9 protein-coding genes are annotated in these 14,819 nt (G+C 67.6%); 5 read left to right on the top strand and 4 right to left on the bottom strand.

Translation table 11 applies throughout. The features are described 5' to 3' along the window. Nucleotides 1-48 precede the first annotated feature (48 nt). Nucleotides 49-2,493: a penicillin-binding protein 1A gene (locus tag IED13_RS12790; RefSeq protein WP_038365742.1), complete on the bottom strand. Its 2,445-nt coding sequence runs from the start codon at nucleotides 2,491-2,493 to the stop codon at nucleotides 49-51. 141 nt (nucleotides 2,494-2,634) lie between these two features. Beyond that, nucleotides 2,635-3,837, bottom strand: a complete 1,203-nt coding sequence (locus IED13_RS12785) for an N-acetylmuramoyl-L-alanine amidase (protein ID WP_191124382.1) — start codon at nucleotides 3,835-3,837, stop codon at nucleotides 2,635-2,637. Between the two features lie 718 nt (nucleotides 3,838-4,555). Here IED13_RS12785 and IED13_RS12780 point away from each other — a divergent pair. Together IED13_RS12780 and IED13_RS12775 are read left to right on the top strand one after the other, a co-directional pair. Next, nucleotides 4,556-7,348, top strand: a complete 2,793-nt coding sequence (locus IED13_RS12780) for a ribonuclease E/G (RefSeq protein ID WP_191124381.1) — start codon at nucleotides 4,556-4,558, stop codon at nucleotides 7,346-7,348. A gap of 137 nt (nucleotides 7,349-7,485) precedes the next feature. Beyond that, nucleotides 7,486-7,839 carry a hypothetical protein gene (locus IED13_RS12775; RefSeq protein ID WP_191124380.1) on the top strand — a complete coding sequence of 118 codons (354 nt, stop codon included), beginning with the start codon at nucleotides 7,486-7,488 and terminating at the stop codon, nucleotides 7,837-7,839. A 13-nt stretch (nucleotides 7,840-7,852) separates the two neighbouring features. Here IED13_RS12775 and IED13_RS12770 read toward each other — a convergent pair whose 3' ends face one another. After that, the gene (locus tag IED13_RS12770) at nucleotides 7,853-10,156 is read right to left on the bottom strand and encodes a mechanosensitive ion channel family protein (protein ID WP_191124379.1); all 2,304 of its coding nucleotides are present in this window, start codon (nucleotides 10,154-10,156) and stop codon (nucleotides 7,853-7,855) included. An 83-nt stretch (nucleotides 10,157-10,239) separates the two neighbouring features. Beyond that, entirely contained in the window at nucleotides 10,240-11,430 is a 1,191-nt protein-coding gene (locus tag IED13_RS12765) for a pyridoxal phosphate-dependent aminotransferase (protein WP_248312563.1), read from the bottom strand. Between the two features lie 213 nt (nucleotides 11,431-11,643). On the opposite strand from IED13_RS12765, the gene IED13_RS12760 reads away from it, so the two are divergent. From IED13_RS12760 to accC, 3 genes are all read left to right on the top strand, one after another. Beyond that, nucleotides 11,644-12,453, top strand: coding sequence for a DsbA family protein (locus tag IED13_RS12760; RefSeq protein ID WP_191124377.1), 810 nt, complete (start codon nucleotides 11,644-11,646; stop codon nucleotides 12,451-12,453). 339 nt (nucleotides 12,454-12,792) lie between these two features. Next, entirely contained in the window at nucleotides 12,793-13,260 is a 468-nt protein-coding gene (gene accB / locus IED13_RS12755) for an acetyl-CoA carboxylase biotin carboxyl carrier protein (protein ID WP_038365739.1), read from the top strand. A gap of 29 nt (nucleotides 13,261-13,289) precedes the next feature. Next, entirely contained in the window at nucleotides 13,290-14,651 is a 1,362-nt protein-coding gene (gene accC / locus IED13_RS12750) for an acetyl-CoA carboxylase biotin carboxylase subunit (RefSeq protein WP_038366029.1), read from the top strand. Nucleotides 14,652-14,819: the final 168 nt, after the last annotated feature.

The raw sequence follows: 14,819 nt of genomic DNA, 5'->3' as shown, positions 1-14,819 counted from the left end.
AGGGCCCGGATGCGTATCCGGGCCTTGCTGCATCGTGAAAAGCGCTGGTCAGTAGAGGCCGCCGGTGCCCGAGCCGACCGCGCGCCCGCCCCCCGCCGGCGCGGCGAACGGGGCGCTGCCGTCGCCCGAGCCGACGACGGAATAGCTGTCGGGCGGCGCAGTGCCGGGCTTGAAGGCCTCGAGGATGCCGCCCTCGCCGCCGGCACGCATGCCGGTGCGTGGATCGACGCGGATCAGCTTGATGCCGGCCGGCACACGGAACGGCGTCGCGGGCTTGTCCTTGAGCGCCACCGTCATGAAATCGCGGAAGATCGGCGCGGCATACTGGCCCGCCGTCGCGGAGGTGCCGAGCGACTTCGGCTTGTCGAAGCCCATATAGACGCCGACGGCGAGGTCCGGCGAGAAGCCGACGAACCAGACGTCCTTGGCATCGTTGGTCGTGCCCGTCTTGCCGGCGAGCGGCTTGCCGACGGACTTCACCACGGTCGCCGTACCGGCATTGACCACGCCTTCCAGGATCGAGACCATCTGGTAGGCCGTCAGCGGGTCGATGACCTGCTCGCGGTTGTCGATGAGGCGCGGCTCGGTCTGGTTCGCCCATTTATCGGCATTGCAGCCCTCGCAGACGCGCTGGTCGTGCCGGAAGATGGTGGAGCCGGTGCGGTCCTGGATGCGGTCGATCAGCGTCGGCCGGATGCGCTTGCCGCCATTGACGAGCATCGAATAGGCCGCCGTCATCCGCATCACCGTCGTCTCGCCGGCGCCGAGCGCCATCGAGAGCACGGGCTGGAGATCGTCATAGATGCCGAAGCGGCGGGCATATTCCGCGATCAGCGGCATGCCGACATCCTTGGCCAGGCGCACCGTCATCAGGTTCTTCGAGAACTGGATGCCGTAGCGCAGCGTGCGCGGCCCCACCGACTTGCCGTCGAAGTTCTCGGGCCGCCACATGCCCAGCCCCGGCCCCTGGTCGATCTCGATCGGCGCATCGAGGATGATGCTGGACGGGGTGTAGCCATTGTCCAGCGCCGTCGAATAGACGAAGGGCTTGAAGGACGAGCCCGGCTGGCGCATCGCCTGGGTGGCGCGGTTGAACTCCGACTGGTCGTGCGAGAAGCCGCCGACCATGCCGAGCACGCGGCCGGAGAACGGGTCCATCACGACAATGGCGCCATTGACCTCCGGCAGCTGACGCAGGCGGGCATAGCCCGGCCGGTTCTCGATTGGTTCGACATAGACGACATCGCCGGCCGAAACCACCTGCGAGACACGGCCACGGCGGGTCCATTTGATTCCGTCCGCAGCTAGCGTGACCGTTTCGCGGCGGGTGTTGAGGTTGCCGGCATTGTCGCGCAACGGATGCAGGCCGAGCCTGGCGCTGTCGCCGTTGGCGTCGAGCACCACGGCGAGCCGCCAGGGCGCCACATCGCCCAGCACCGGCAATTCGCCGAGCGCCTTGCCCCAGTCCTGCCCGGCGATATCGAGCTTCTGGATGGCGCCACGCCAGCCGCGCGCCTCGTCGAACCGCACGAGACCGTCGACCAGCGCCTTGCGCGCCGTCAGCTGGATCTTGGGATCGACCGTGGCACGGACCGACAGGCCGCCTTCGAGCAGCTTCTTCTCGCCATAGCGATCCTGCAATTCGCGGCGGATTTCCTCGGCGAAATAGCCGGCGGCGATGTTGTTCGGCGAGACCTGGCGCGGATTGACACCGAGCGGCTGCTTCTTGGCGGCTTCGGCGACGTCGCGCTTGACGTAACCGTTCTCGACCATGCGGTCGATCACGTAGTTACGGCGCTCGATCGCGCGATCGGTATTGCGGAAGGGCTGCAGATCGCTCGGCGCCTTCGGCAGCGCCGCGAGATAGGCGGCCTCCTGCAGGTTCAGCTCATGCACCGACTTGCCGAAATAGTTCAGCGCCGCCGCGGCGATGCCGTAGCTGCCGAGCCCAGGCGCCGGCGCGCCGAGATAGATCTCGTTGAGATAGAGCTCGAGGATCTTGTCCTTCGAGTAGGTCGATTCGAGCTTCAGCGCGACGAGCGCCTCGCGGATCTTGCGCTCCAGCGACTGCTCCGAGCCGACGAGGAAGTTCTTCGCCACCTGCTGGGTGATGGTCGAGGCGCCCTGCGGCCTGCGATTGGCGCCGCGGTTGCGGAAGTTATAGATCGCGGCGCGGGCGAGGCCCTCGGGATCGACGCCCATATGCTTGTAGAAATTCTTGTCCTCGGCCGAGATATAGGCATCGACGACGAGCTTCGGCACCGCCTGGATCGGGATGTAGAGCCGGCGCTCGCGGGCATATTCGGCGATCAGGCTGCCGTCGCCCGCATGGACGCGGGTCATCACCGGCGGCTCGTAGTTCCGCAGCTGCGCATAATCCGGCAGGTCCCTGGAATAATGCCAGATCAGGCCGCCGAGCACGGCCGCGCCGATCACGAAAGCGATCGTGCCGGCAGCGAACAACCATCCGAAGATTCGCAGGATAAACCGCATCTCAGGTCCCGGACCCCATCTCTGCCACCCGGCGCGCGCCGAAACGGGGCGCTTTGCAACGGCAAGCTATAACATGACCGTGATGGCGGAACCGTGGCTTCGCGACCACAATTCGTGTCAACTTGACACCATCTCGCGAACTTAAGGCGCGTGCCGGTTCTCGGCTGCCTGCCCGACAGAGGCACGCTCCCGGGCAAAGTACTCGTCCACCGCCGCACCGACGGCACCAACCGCTTTTCCGCGCCATTCGGCGGAAGTCAACAGCTCGGCATCCTTCGGGCTCGACATGTAGCCGAGCTCGATCAGCACCGAAGGCACGTCCGGCGCGCTCAGCACCCAGAACCGCGCGGAGCGCAGCGGGATCTTGTGCATCCGGACCGAGGCCCCCATCTTTTCGACCAGATTGCGGGCGAAGACCCCGGAGAAGGTCCGCGTCTCGCGTCGCGCCAGATCGATCAGGATGCCGGCGACGTCCTGCACCTCCTCGCTGGTTTCCAGCCCCGCCACGGCATCTGCCTGGTTCTCTTTGGCGGCGAGCCTGGCAGCCTCGGCGTCGGTCGCCCGTTCGGAGCGCGTATAGACGGTGGCACCCCGGACATCCTGGGCCTGCGTCAGCGAATCGGCATGGATCGAGATGAACAGGTCCGCCTTTTCGTCCTGCCCGATCTTCACCCGGTCGCCGAGCGACACGAAGCGGTCGTCGTCACGGGTCATCACCACGCGATAGCGGCCGGAGGCTTCGAGCTGCTGCTTCAGCGCAAGGCCGAAATTCAGCACCACCGATTTCTCGGCAATCGAGGCGACGAGCGTACCGGGGTCGATGCCGCCATGACCGGGATCGATGACGATCGTGCGGCGCGCCTCTCCCGTGGGCTTCGCCGGCGTCGGCAGGGCGGCCGTGACGTTCGGCTTCCTCGCCTTGGCGGCCTCGGCCAGGAATTCGGCGCGACCAGTCTTCCGGAGCTCGATCACCAGTTCGCCGAGCCCGCCCCGAAGGGCACGAACCTCGGCCTTCGCGATCGCCGCGGGCTGCGAAAGGTCGATGATGATTCGGGCCTTGTCGGCCGTGAACAGCCCGTAGCGATAGGCGCCGATGAAGCCGGCGGTCTTGCGGGCGCCGGGCTGAATCTGGAAATTCGTCGATGGCATTTCGACGATGACGCGGTCGGGCGCGGCCTGCACCCAGGACTCGACGTCGATGACGGTCGAGAGCGCCATGGTCAGCTTGACGATGTCGCCTTGCTGCTCGAGCCGCGCATCAGTCGCGACGGGAAATTCGCTCTGCGACCTGCCCGGCTCGCCGAACGCCGGAACGGCGCCGAGAAGGACGCACAGCCCCACCATCGGCCAGACACCGGCCCACGCGCGCGAAACCGCCCTCCAGCGCCCCACAGCCCGGAAAAAGCCCGATTCGACCTGGCGGATGCGTGAAAACAGCTCAAAAATCCCGCTTGTCGTCACCAAGACTTAACCATAGCGACCCGAATTCCTAACAGGCCGTTACCACGACATCATCGCGCGATGAACCGCGCCGCCATGCGTTCCGCGCGATCCGGTTGCGATGTGACTTGCAAATCACTGTGACCTATCTGTAATGGAACATGGTTGCCCGCCAACCTGCCCATAGGACACATCCGGATCGAACCATCCGTCGGCGTCCGGAGCAGGTTGGGCCTCCGCCCATCCGGGTGGTGGCAGCAGGTCGACCGTAATGGATCGTCCGCAGAGGGCGGGCCGGGATCGCGAGTTCAGCGCCCTGCCCTGTCTCGCGAGCGTGCAAACGCGGAGCGTCCTGTCGAGAGACGGGCGCGCCGCAGGTCAGGGCAGATGACGGGGCAAGCGACGCCGCACGTATCATCGGTGAAGCATTCAAACCTGCGGGATTGCGCTGGGCGTTTCGTTCGCTCTGCCTTCCCCAGCCGCCTTCCTGTCTCGACCGACTTCTCCCTCCTGCAACATGCCGGCTCGCGCCGGCCCTTCAGCGGCGCCCTGGCTCGCGGCAGCGGATTCTTGTCCGCAGCCTCGCGGGTCTTGCCAGCGGCCGCGCCCATGGAAATTTCTGATGGCCAACAAAATGCTGATCGATGCCACCCACCCGGAAGAGACCCGGGTCGTGGTGGTGCGCGGATCCCGCGTCGAAGAGTTTGATTTCGAATCCGCCAGCCGCAAGCCGCTCCGCGGCAACATCTATCTCGCCAAGGTGACCCGCGTGGAGCCGTCGCTCCAGGCGGCCTTCGTGGAATATGGCGGCAATCGGCACGGCTTCCTCGCCTTCTCCGAGATCCACCCGGACTACTACCAGATCCCTGTCGCCGACCGGCAGGCGCTCATCGAGGACGAGGCGCGCGCCGAGCGTGACGAAGAGCGCGACGAGGAGCGCCGCGAGAAGCGCGGCCGCCGCGACCGCGGGCGCCGTGGCGACCGCGATCACCGCGCCAAGAAGGCCGCCGCCGACGAGACCGTCTCGGCCGAGATCGAGACGGCCGGCGAGAGCGCTGGCGAACATGTCGAGACCGACGGCAAGCAGGCCGCCATGGTCAATGAGGGCGCGCCGGCTTTCGGCGAGTCCTTCGCGCCGGCCATTGCCGAATCGGCGACTGAGGACGCCGTCGAAAACGCCGCGCCGCTGACCTTCGAGACGACGGAAGCGGTCGCATCGGCCGACGAGGCCGCCTCGTCCGAGAATCAGGCCGAGGCCCGCAAGCCTTCCGACCACGAGGACGGCGACGACGAGGATCATGGTGACGAGGCCGAAGAGGCTCCCGAGCAGATCGGCGGCGGCGACGCCCTCGACGACATGCCCGAGCGGCCGCACCGCCAGTCGCGCCGCCAGTACAAGATCCAGGAGGTGATCAAGCGCCGCCAGATCATCCTGGTCCAGGTCGTCAAGGAGGAGCGCGGCAACAAGGGCGCAGCGCTGACCACCTATCTCTCGCTCGCCGGCCGCTACTCGGTGCTGATGCCGAACACCGGCAAGGGCGGCGGCATCTCGCGCAAGATCACCAATGCCGAGGACCGCAAGCGCCTCAAGGAGATCGCCCAGGAGCTGGAGGTGCCGGAGGGCATGGGCCTGATCCTGCGCACGGCCGGCGCCTCGCGCACCAAGGTCGAGATCCGGCGCGACTACGAATATCTGATGCGGATGTGGGAGAGCGTGCGCGAGCTGACGCTGGCCTCCGTCGCCCCGGCGCTGGTCTATGAGGAGGGCAACCTCGTCAAGCGCTCGATCCGCGACCTCTACAACAAGGACATCGACGAGGTTCACGTCGCTGGCGAGGAGGCCTATCGCGAGGCCAAGGACTTCATGCGCATGCTCATGCCGAGCCATGCCAAGAGCGTGAAGCCCTATCGCGACCAGACCCCGCTCTTCGCCGCCTTCGGCGTCGAGAGCCAGCTCGACGCAATGTTCTCGAACACGGTGACGCTGAAGTCCGGCGGCTACCTCGTCATCAACCAGACCGAAGCGCTGGTCGCGATCGACATCAACTCGGGCCGTTCGACCCGCGAGCACAATATCGAGGACACCGCCCTCAAGACCAATCTCGAAGCGGCCGAGGAAATCTCCCGCCAGCTCAGGCTGCGCGACCTCGCCGGCCTCGTCGTGATCGACTTCATCGACATGGAGGAGAACCGGAACAACCGGGCCGTCGAGAAGAAGCTGAAGGAATGCCTCAAGGACGACCGTGCCCGCATCCAGCTCGGGCGCATCTCGGCCTTCGGCCTGCTCGAGATGTCGCGCCAGCGCATCCGCACCGGCGTGCTCGAGAGCTCCTCGATCCCCTGCCCGCACTGCGCCGGCGCCGGCATGATCCGCTCGACGCCCTCCGTCGCGCTGCAGATCCTGCGCGCGCTGGAGGAGACGCTGATCAAGAGCGCCTCGCACAACCTCACCATCCGCACCCGGCCGGAGGTCGCGCTCTACGTCCTCAACCAGAAGCGCGCGCATCTGGCCGATCTCGAAAACCGCTTCGCCATCGCGATCACGATCTCGACCGATGTGAACCTGCTCGGCACCCGCTATTTCGAGCTGGAGCGCGGCGAGTTCGTCGGCAATGAGGGCCGGGTCGTACCTTCGCCCTTCAAGGCCGAGGCAGTCGCCTCCGATGTCGATGACGAGGCACTCGACGCCGCCGCCGAGGCCGCCGCACTCGACGCCGAGACCGGCGACAGCGAGACGGCCGCCGGCGACGCGCAGGAGGAGCGCAGCGAAGGCGAGGCCGAGAGCCGAGAGAACCGCCGCCGCCGCCGGCGCCGGCGTCGTCGGCGGGGTGGCGAGCGCGACCAGCAGGACATGCAGGGCGAAGGCACCGCGAGCGAGGACGGCGATGATGACGAGGGCGAGGAATCGGCAAGCGCCGAGACCGTCGTCGAGAGCGCGACCGAGGCTCCGGCAATCGAGGCGGTAGCCGCCGAGGAAGCCGCGTCTCCGGCCGAGGAGCCCAAGCCGAAGCGCAGCCGCGCCCGCAAGCCGAAGGTGACGAAGGAGGCCGAGGCGGCCAAGGAGGTCGCGGCCGATACCGTCGTCGCGGAAGCCGCGCCAGTCGAAGCCGAAAAGCCGAAGCGTAGCCGCTCGCGGAAGAAGGTCGTTCCGATCACCGAGGGAGGTGCTGCCGGGTCTGCGCCCGCGCCGGTGGAGCCCGAGGCGCCTGCCCGTGCCGAGAAGCCGGCCAAGGCTGCTGTGGAGCCCGCTGCGGAGGCCGAGCCCAGCGCCGCCGCCGCGCCGCCTGCCCCGGAACCCGAGCCGGCTCCCGCTCCGCGCCCCGTCGAAGAGCCCGTCGCGGTCGTCCTGACCGAGCCGGATCCGACACGGCCGAAGCGCGGTGGTTGGTGGAACAAGCTCGCCGGCCGTTCCTGAGCCGAGAGAACATCGCAAGATCGAAAGGCCCGCTGCTCCGCAGCGGGCCTTTTTCATGATCCGACCTCGCCAGCCATTGGCCGCAGCCGCGAAGCGGGGCATCATCGGCAGGCTCGCAAGCCATCCGAGGGGCAAGCATGCCGCCACCGCGCAGCACGGAGCATGTCGTCCTGAGCGTCCTGTCGGCGGCGGCCTTGGCCGCGCTCGCCATTCTCGCATGGCGCGCCGTCGGCTGGTTGGGCGTCGGCGTGCTCGGCCTGCTCGTCCTGTTCATCGCCGTCAGGGTCGAACTCGAAGGCAATCGCCCGATGGGCCCGCAGATGACGCCCGGCCTCTATGCCGACCAGTATCGCAGCGAGGTGGAGGCCGAGCCGGCTGCGCGTGCTGGCCGCCGCGCGGAACGCCTGTCGGTCATCGGCGCCGCCCGGCTCGCCCGCCTGTTCGGTGCCGTGCTCGCGGTGACGGGCTTCGGGCTGTTCCTGTTGCTCTGACGCTTGAGCGCCATCAGCCCGCCGCAGGCGCGAGCGGGGTCGGCGGCGGCACGGTCGAGATCGCCGCGGCCGCCCCGGCCTGCGTGCCCTGGTCGCCGCCGCGCACCGTGACCGCGTTCGAGGCGAAGGGGATCCTGGCCTCGTTCAGCACCCGGTAGACCCGCTTCAGCGCCTCGCGCTGCAACGCCGAGGCCTGGTTCGGCTTGGCCGTGAATTTCAGCCGGATCACGATGGCGCTGTCGGTGATGTCGGCGACGCCCTGCATCTTGAGCGGGGCGATGAAATGCGGACCGAATTCCGGATCCTCGAGCAAGGCGAGCCCGGTCTTCTTGATCGCCTTGCGCGCCTGCTCGATATCGGCCGAATGGTCGAGGCGGACATTGAACTTCACCGTCGCCCAGTCGCGGCTCGCATTGGTCAGCGACGAAATCTGGCCGAACGGCACGGTGTGGATCTGGCCGCTCTGGTGGCGCAACTGGATCGAGCGCAGCGAGATCTTCTCCACCGTGCCCTTGAGCCGGCCGGTATCGACATATTCGCCGACGCGGAAGGCGTCCTCGATCATGAAGAACATGCCCGAGACGATGTCGCGCACGAGCGTCTGCGAACCGAAGGAAAAGGCGAGGCCGAGAATGCCGAAACCGGCAAGCAGCGGGCCGATATCGACGCCGAGGCGGGAGAGCACGACGAGGATGGTCAGGCCGACCACCGCGCCGAGAATGACGCCGCGCAGGACCGGCAGAACCGTGGCGAGACGGGTCGGAACGGCATCGTCATGGGCGGCCTCCTCATCGGCGGGACCGACGACGAGGCGCTTCGGCGCATAGGCATCGAAGAATGCGCGCAGGAAGACCAGCGCCACCCAGCCGGCGAAGGCGAAGACGACCACGCCGGCCGCCTGGCGGGAAAAGACCACGAACTGGTCCGAGCTCATCCCGAGCAGCAAGGCGGCCCAGAGCCGCGCCAGCACGAAGAGGCCGGCGGCCCAGATCACACCGACCGCGGCGGCCCGCAGCGCCGCGCCGCCGGCCTGAGACAGAGGCGTCGCCCCCTGCGTCGTCTGGCGATGCATGGCCCGGCAATGCATCAGGCTGGAGATGCCCACGACGAGAATCGGCAGGATCACGATGGCGGTCTGCGTCAGCGCCCCGGCCTCGGCCCAGCGCCCGCCATTCGTCATCATCGCCGCCCCGGCCTCGACGAGCCAGAGCAGGATGCTCGCCGCCATGTAGAACCAGGCAGCCCCGGCCGCCACCATGCGCCGCACCACGCCCGGCGACGAGGCCCCGGACAGCACCAGCGCCGCGAGGTCATGGCGCATGTCGTAGAACCACCAGAGCTTGAACAGCGTCACCGCGAAACCGGTCAGCGCGATGAGACCGGCAGCCGGAAGGGGATCATGCGCGACGTGGTGCGTGAGCAGGATGCTGGTGACGATCACCGGCGTCGCGATCGCATAGAGGACCAGCAGCCGGAAGTGATGGTCGGCCCGCGGCAGCGGCATGATGCGCCGCTCCGGCGCACCGGGCGCCAGCAGGAAACGGCCGACGGCGATGTAGATCGCTCCGATGGCCGCGCCGTTGGTCGCCGTCGTCAGGCTGATCGAGGCGATGTCGCTCTCCGGCAGCCAGGCGTTGCGGGCGATCCGCACGACCAGCAGCGCCAGCAGGATCGTCAGCATGTCCTCGGCGAGGCCGTAGGCGGAGGCGATCAGGCGCGGCGTGAATTCCGGCCCGGCCGGCACGCGCTTGCGGGCGAACCAGCCCACACAGGCGGCCCGCACCAGGAAGGCCACCGCCAGCGCGAGCGCCACGATCGACAGGATGCGCCAGCCGGCCGGCAAGCCGGTTTGCCCATTGGCATTGCGCTGCCAGGCAGCCTGCCAATCCGCCGGCAACCCGGCAATGCTCGGAATCGCCCTGTTGCCATAGTCGATGCCGTCGACGACCCGGTCGAGCAGCGCGTCGATCTGGCCGGAGAGCATGTCGTCCCCGGTCGATGGCATTCCGACCGGCCCGGCCTTCGCGGGCGCGGCCGGCTTCGATGCCGATTTGAGCTTCTTGTCGGTCGCGTCGGGCGCAGGCGGCGGAGCCGTTCCGGCGAGCCTGATCTCGACCCGCCGGCCGCCGGCCGACAGCGCGTTCACCGTATTGGCGATCGTCTCGGGCGTCTCGTCGCCGCGCAATGTCAGGACGACCGGGGGCTGAGCCGGCGTCTGGGCACGCGCGGCATGGTCGGCAACGAGCATGGCCAGACAGGCCAGGACCAGAGAAACGCCCCATCTCATGACAGCCGGGCCGGCCGCGCCACGATTCATGGCAGATCTCCGCTTCGCGCTCGCCACTGACAATGCTGAGCTTTGGCCGAGCCTGGCAAGGGGCTCGCGCTCAAAGCTCGTCGTCAGCGCGTCTTGAGCCAGGTTCCGAGGCGCGAAACGGCCTCCTCGCATTCAGTGAGAGAGCCCGCGAAGGAGAGCCTGACGGTGCGCGCCCCACGCCCCTCGTCGAAATCGAGCCCGGGCGTGATCGCGACCCCTGCCCTTTCGAGAGCGTCGCGGCAGAAGCTCATGGAATCGTTCGAATATCGGCCGACGTCGAGATAGATGTAGAAGGCGCCGTCGACCGGCAGGAAATCCCCCAGCCCGATCTGCGGGAGGGCCTTCAGCAGGAAGGCGCGGTTCGCGGCGTAGCCGGCCTTGATGGCTTCACATTCTTCCGTCGCGTCGAAGGCAGCCTCGCCGGCGACCTGGCTGAGATAGGGCACCGAGATCGAGAAATTCTGCTGCAGCCGCTCGATCGTCCTGACGAGACGCGGCGGTACCACCAGCCAGCCGACTCGCCAGCCGGTCATGCAGTAATATTTGGAGAAGGAGTTGACGATGATCGCGTCGGGATCGGCGGCGAGCGCCGTGGTCGCCGGCGCCTCATAGGTCAGGCCGTGATAGATCTCGTCGGAAATGTACCAGAGCCCGAGCCGACGGCAGCAGGCGGCGACCTCCGCGATGGCCTCAGGTGTCATCACCACGCCGGTCGGGTTGGCGGGGCTCATCGTCAGCACGCCGGCGAGCGGCTTTTCGCGATGGGCGCGCTCGATCAGCTCGGGTGTCAGCGCAAAACGGGTCTCCGGCCCGACCTCGATCGCGACCGGTTCCAGCCCGAGCGCGATCAGGATGTTGCGATAGGCCGGATAGCCCGGCGCCGTGATCGCGATCCGCGCACCCGGCTGGAAGCAGGCGAGGAAGGCCAGGATGAAGCCGCCCGAGGAGCCCGTCGTCACCACGACCCGCTCCGCCGCCACGTCAACGCCATAAGCCTCGCGATAATGGCGGGCGATGCGAGCCCTCAGCGAATCCGTGCCCAGCGCCTGGGTGTACCCGATCCGGCCATCCTCCAGCGCATGCGAAACGGCGGCGCGGATCGAGCGTGGCGTCGGCGCGGAGGGCTGGCCGACTTCCATATGCACGACCGAGCCGCCCTTGCGCTCGATGGCCGCCGCCTGGTTCATCACGTCCATGACGATGAATGGGGCGACGCGCTCGGCCCGTTCCGCGAGGGCGGGCAGGCCGGAAGCTGGAAAGCTGGGTTGCGGCATCGTCATGTCCGTTTGCGGCGATCTGGCCGCGGGCGTAGCCGAGGCCGCCGCCGCCTGCAACCTGCGGCAAGGGAGCCGATCGGAGCATCCGGGTCAGGCTGGGCACTCTAAGCTGTGATTTGACGCCGGCACGCCGAGCAACCACAAGCACGGGCTGAAACGCTTCCGTGCCGGCGCCCATCCTGCGGGTGCCGCAAGCGAAAGGACGACGAGATGGCTTTCCCGACCCTCACCAGCCTGGCGCGCGCCTGCCTGCGCCCTGCCGGCCTCGCGCTCGGCCTCTGGCTCGCGACGGTCGCCGCGCCCGCCCTGGCGCAGGGCCAGGCCCCGCTCACGCCCGAGCAGCGCAAGGCGATCGTCGATCTCATCCGCGAGACCATCGTCAAGAATCCCGAGATCATTCAGGACGCGCTCGTCGAGCTGGAGCGGCGCAACACCGTTGCGCAGGCCGAGGCCCAGCGTAACGCGGTCGCGGGAGAAAAGGCCAAACTTACCGACCCCGCCACCTCCATCGTCATCGGCAATCCGGAAGGCGACATCACGCTCGTCGAGTTCATGGATTACAATTGCAGCTTCTGCAAAAGGGCGATGCAGGACGTGACCGCCCTGTCCAAGGCCGACCCGAAGCTCAAGGTGGTGCTCAAGGACTTTCCGATCCTCGGCCCCGATTCGGTCGAGGCGAGCCGCGTCGCGATCGCGGTCAAGAACCAGCTCCAGGGAGCGAAATACTTCGATTTCCACAACAAGCTGATGGGCGTGAAGGGCCGCGTGAACGGCGCCAAGGCGCTCGAGATCGCCAAGGATTTCGGCGTCGATATCGATCGCGCCCGCAAGGACATGGACGCGGCCGCCACCAAGGCCTCGATCGAGGACACCGTCGCGCTGGGCGATCGTTTGGGCCTGACGGGCACGCCTGCCTTCGTGATCGGCGACGAGATCGTCTTTGGCGCCGTCGGCCAGGATGCCCTCAAGCAGAAGCTCGACTCGGTCCGTCGTTGCGGCAAGACCGACTGCGCCGGCTGATCCGCCGCCTGGATGACCGCCTTCCGTGGGCCGGCAAGGGAGCCTTGAGGCTTCCCCTGCCGGCCCGCAGCGTTTATGAGGACGGCGTCCGCCGCCTCGCGCGGTCCCTGGAATCCGCATCCTTCATGGTCGCCACGCCCACGCCGAAAGGCTCCTCCTTCGCTCTGTCGGCTCGATCCAGCAGCGGGACATCCCCTGCCATGTCCGGCCCGGCAGATCGAAAGGTCGGCGCGACCTCCGGGATGAAGCCTGCGGCTCTCGCCGCTTGAACCAAAACGAGCGGGATGGCGGCGCCGCCGCCGTCCCAACCGATTATCCGAGAAGACGGTGATATCCGCCATGGCGACCAAGAGCCCGATCGATCCAGACCTCGTCCGCGAGCTTGCCGAGCTATTGAACCAGACCGATCTCACCGAGATCGAGGTCGAGAAGGGCGATCTGCGCGTGCGCGTCGCCCGCAGCCTGGCGACCACGGTGCATGTGCCGGCAGCTCCGTATCCGGTCGCTCCCGCTCCGGCTGCCCCTGCCCCGGCGGCGCCCGCCGCCGTCGAGGTCAAGCCCGGCGCGGGCCATCCCGGTGCCGTCACCTCCCCGATGGTGGGCACCGCCTATTGCCGCCCCTCGCCCGAGGCCAAGCCCTTCGTCGAGGTCGGCAGCATCGTGAAGCAGGGCGAGCGCATCCTGCTCGTCGAGGCGATGAAGACCTTCAACGACATCGTCGCGCCGCGCGCCGGCAAGGTTACCGCGATCCTGGTCGAGGACGGCCAGCCGGTCGAATACGGTGAGCCGTTGCTGGTGATCGAGTGACGCCCAAGCGCAACGACGACGAGATCAAGATGTTCGACAAGATCCTGATCGCCAATCGCGGAGAGATCGCGCTGCGCGTGCTGCGTGCGGCGAAGGAGCTCGGCATCGCCACCGTCGCGGTGCATTCCACGGCCGACGCCAACGCCATGCATGTGCGCCTCGCCGACGAGAGCGTCTGCATCGGTCCGCCGCCGGCCCGCGAGAGCTATCTCAACATCCCGGCGCTGATCGCCGCCTGCGAGATCACCGGCGCCGACGCCGTCCATCCCGGCTACGGCTTCCTGTCCGAGAACGCCCGCTTCGCCGAGATCCTGGATCGTCACAACATCACCTTCATCGGCCCGAAGGCGGAGCATATCCGCAGCATGGGCGACAAGATCGAGGCCAAGCGCACGGCCAAGCGCCTCGGCATCCCCTGCGTGCCGGGCTCAGAGGGCGGCGTCTCCGACGATGCCGAGGCCCTGCGCATCATCCGCGAGATCGGCCTGCCCGTGATCATCAAGGCCGCGTCCGGCGGCGGCGGCAAGGGCATGAAGGTCGTGCGCAACGAGGACGAGCTCTCCGTCCTGCTCTCGACCGCCCGCAGCGAGGCGAAGGCGAATTTCGGCGACGATGCCGTCTATATCGAGAAATATCTCGAGAAGCCGCGCCATATCGAGATCCAGGTGCTCGGCGACGGTCGCGGCCACGCCATCCATCTCGGCGAGCGCGACTGCTCGCTTCAGCGCCGCCACCAGAAGGTCTGGGAGGAAGGCCCCTCGCCCGCCCTCAACGCCGGCGAGCGCGACCGCATCGGCGAGATCTGCGCCAAGGCGATGCGCGAGCTCCAGTACCGCGGCGCCGGCACGATCGAATTCCTCTACGAGGACGGCGAGTTCTACTTCATCGAGATGAACACCCGCATCCAGGTCGAGCATCCCGTGACCGAGATGATCACCGGGATCGACCTCGTCAACGAGCAGATCCGGATCGCGGCCGGCGCACCGCTCTCGCTCAAGCAGTCGGACATCGTCCTCGAGGGCCATGCCATCGAATGCCGGGTCAATGCCGAGCACCCGGCAACCTTCCGCCCCTCGCCCGGCAAGCTCGCCTCGTTCCATACGCCGGGTGGCCTCGGCGTGCGCGTCGATTCGGCGGCTTACCAAGGCTATACGATCCCGCCGCATTACGATTCGCTGGTCGGCAAGCTCATCGTGCATGGCCGCAACCGCGACGAATGCCTGATGCGGCTGCGCCGCTCGCTCGACGAGTTCGTCGTCGACGGCATCGATACGACGCTGCCCCTGTTCCGCACGCTGGTGCGCAACCCGGACATTCTCAACGGCGACTACAACATCCACTGGCTGGAGAAATTCCTCGCGGCCGGCGGCATGGGTGAGCCCGAGGCCTGAGAGTTCCGGTCACCGGAAACGGAAAAGCCCCTCGCAATGCGAGGGGCTTTTTGTTTTCCGGTGACTGCGACCTCGCTTCGCCCGTCATCCCGGGCGGAGCGAAGCGCAGACCCGGGATCCATGCCGGAGCCGGGATGACACCGATGGTTCCTCAAAGGGCCTTTCGTC

This window comes from Allobosea spartocytisi (assembly GCF_014764685.1).
In the GTDB taxonomy this organism is placed as follows: Bacteria; Pseudomonadota; Alphaproteobacteria; order Rhizobiales; family Beijerinckiaceae; genus Allobosea; species Allobosea spartocytisi.
This window is presented reverse-complemented; position numbering and strand designations above follow the sequence as displayed.